The sequence below is a fragment of the Pedobacter sp. HMWF019 genome (assembly GCF_003061025.1).
Classification (GTDB): domain Bacteria; phylum Bacteroidota; class Bacteroidia; order Sphingobacteriales; family Sphingobacteriaceae; genus Pedobacter.
In genome coordinates, this window is the sequence record NZ_QAIL01000530.1 from 1 (window position 1) to 2,328 (window position 2,328).

General features: G+C 40.9%; 2 protein-coding genes. Both read right to left on the reverse strand.

The annotated features are described in order from the left end of the window. Window positions 1-49 precede the first annotated feature (49 nt). A complete protein-coding gene (locus DBR11_RS26375) occupies window positions 50-457 on the reverse strand; it encodes a hypothetical protein (protein WP_108555553.1) in 408 nt (135 codons plus the stop codon). Window positions 458-462: 5 nt separating this feature from the next. Then, on the reverse strand, window positions 463-1,878 hold the full coding sequence (gene rlmD / locus DBR11_RS26380; RefSeq protein WP_108555554.1) for a 23S rRNA (uracil(1939)-C(5))-methyltransferase RlmD: 1,416 nt from the start codon (window positions 1,876-1,878) through the stop codon (window positions 463-465). Between the last annotated feature and the right edge of the window lie 450 nt (window positions 1,879-2,328).

Below are 2,328 nucleotides of genomic sequence, written 5' to 3' on the forward strand. Positions count from 1 at the left end.
TAGTTTGTAATCCCTGCCCTGGAATCCCCTCCCTGGCAGGGATTTTTTTTTAATGTCTCTTTTTATAAGGATAGTAAATGAAATTTGCGCCTTCCGGTACAATCACAAATACACACATATAATCTTCCGGTTTTTTATAGCTCTTTAAAAACAGTTCTTTTCTCTCCGGCTGGATAATTCCTTTTTGAACAAATTCTTCCAGAGTAGAGGCCTGGATAGTCCAGTTGGTATTCAACTCTTCCCGGTTGAGGATCATTTCTCCTATACTTACACTATGCTGATGGGCAATAAAGATCGGGTGGGCTGAAATTCCTTCGACCATAATTTCTACAGCCACTTCTTTAATGGAGTCTGCATAAAATTCCAGGTCTTTCTCCAGGCTCACCAACGGGCTTTGTTTCTTTTCACTTTTCCCATCACCTGCCGGCTGTTGCGGCATTAACTCTTCTACATCCATTTCTATTATTTTTGGAGTTTTAACAAAACTACGTTTTCCACATGTTGAGTATGCGGGAACATATCTACTGGCTTGATACGAACAACCTCATATTTTTCTTTCAATAAGGCGAGGTCTCTGGCTTGTGTTGCAGCATTGCAGCTCACATACACAATCTTCTCCGCTTCCATCTCCAGCAGCCGTTCTACCACATCGGTATGCATACCTGCCCTTGGTGGATCTGTGATCACCACATCTGGCTTGCCATGCTGAGTTACAAATTCAGCAGTCAGGATATCTTTCATATCACCAGCATAAAAAATGGTATTATCTATGCCATTCAATGCAGAATTAAATTTCGCATCCTCAATCGCAGTGGGTACATATTCGACCCCAACAACCTGCTTTACCTGGCGGGCCACAAAATTTGCAATGGTTCCCGCACCGGTATATAAATCGTACACCAGCTCATTCCCTGTAAAACCTGCAAATTCCCTCGTAATTTTATACAATTCATGAGCCTGATCAGAATTAGTCTGATAGAAAGATTTAATCCCGATCTTAAATTTCAGACCGTCCATTTCCTCAAATATATGGTCCCGACCAGCGTATACAATTACATCCTGATCAAAAATGGTGTCATTTTTCTTCTGATTAACAATATACAGCAAAGAGGTAATTTCTTTAAAATTGACTTTTAGGTATTCCATCAATCCGTCAATCTGATCCTGTTCTGCATAAGCAAAAATCACGGCTACCATCACTTCTCCGGTGGAGGAGGTTCTGATGATCAGGTTCCGCAAATTCCCCTCATGGTTACGAAGGTCATAAAAAGTTAGCCCGTTTTTAATTGCATAACTTCTTACTTCATTTCTTAGTGTATTCGAAGGTTCGGCCTGCAGATAACAATGCTGAACATCAAGGATCTTATCAAAGCGACCAGGTACGTGAAAACCAAGGGCATTCAATTCCAGATCTTCCCGGTCTGTCATATCTTCTTTTTCCAGCCAGCGTTTGTTCGAAAAAGTATACTCGAGTTTATTCCTGTAGTATTTGTTCTCTGCTGACCCCAGAATAGGTTCCATAGCAGTCGTATCCACTTTCGCCAGGCGCTGTAAAGCGGCTTCTACATTTTTATGTTTAAACTTTAGCTGAGCCTGATATTGCATATGTTGCCATTTACAACCTCCACAGGTTCCAAAGTGCTGACAGAAGGGGTCTGTCCTGAACTCAGAAGCGGTGTGCAGTTCTTCGATTACCGCTTCTGCAAAGTTTTTCTTTTTCTTGGTCAGACGTACATTAACAACGTCACCAGGCACTGCTTTATCTACAAAAACGACAAGCTCATCGGCTTTTCCTACGCCTTTACCTTCTTCAGCGATATCAATAATATGCAAATTAGGAAGGATAGTAACCGTCCCTGATTTTCTCTTTCTACTCATTATGCGGCAAATTTACAGGTTTCGTTTGAATTATATACGGTTTTTTTTGGCGCAGAAATCTTCTCCAGGCATTTTAAATGCCTGCAAAGAGAAGAAAGCCGGATGTTACTTCTTACTTGCCAAATACTTTAAGGATTATTCCAAGAATACCTTCCACCAGGTCAAAGCTTACATCAAACTTTTCATCTACTAGTATCGAAATTTCTAAAACTTCTTTGCTCATTGTAAATGAATGTTATATATCAAATGTAAGTGTTTATAGACCAAAAACCAAATCAGTTTTGTGGGGATTAAGCTTGTCGTAAAAAATAAATGTACTCTTCGGAGACTACGCTTTCTGCGCGCCGCTTCGCGGCCTGCTGCGAAAGCTGAGGTCTCCTCTGAGTAGCATTGATTTTTTCTGGGCACTTAATTGGGAGGTTATCCAGGCAAGGCGCCGAAGATAGAAAG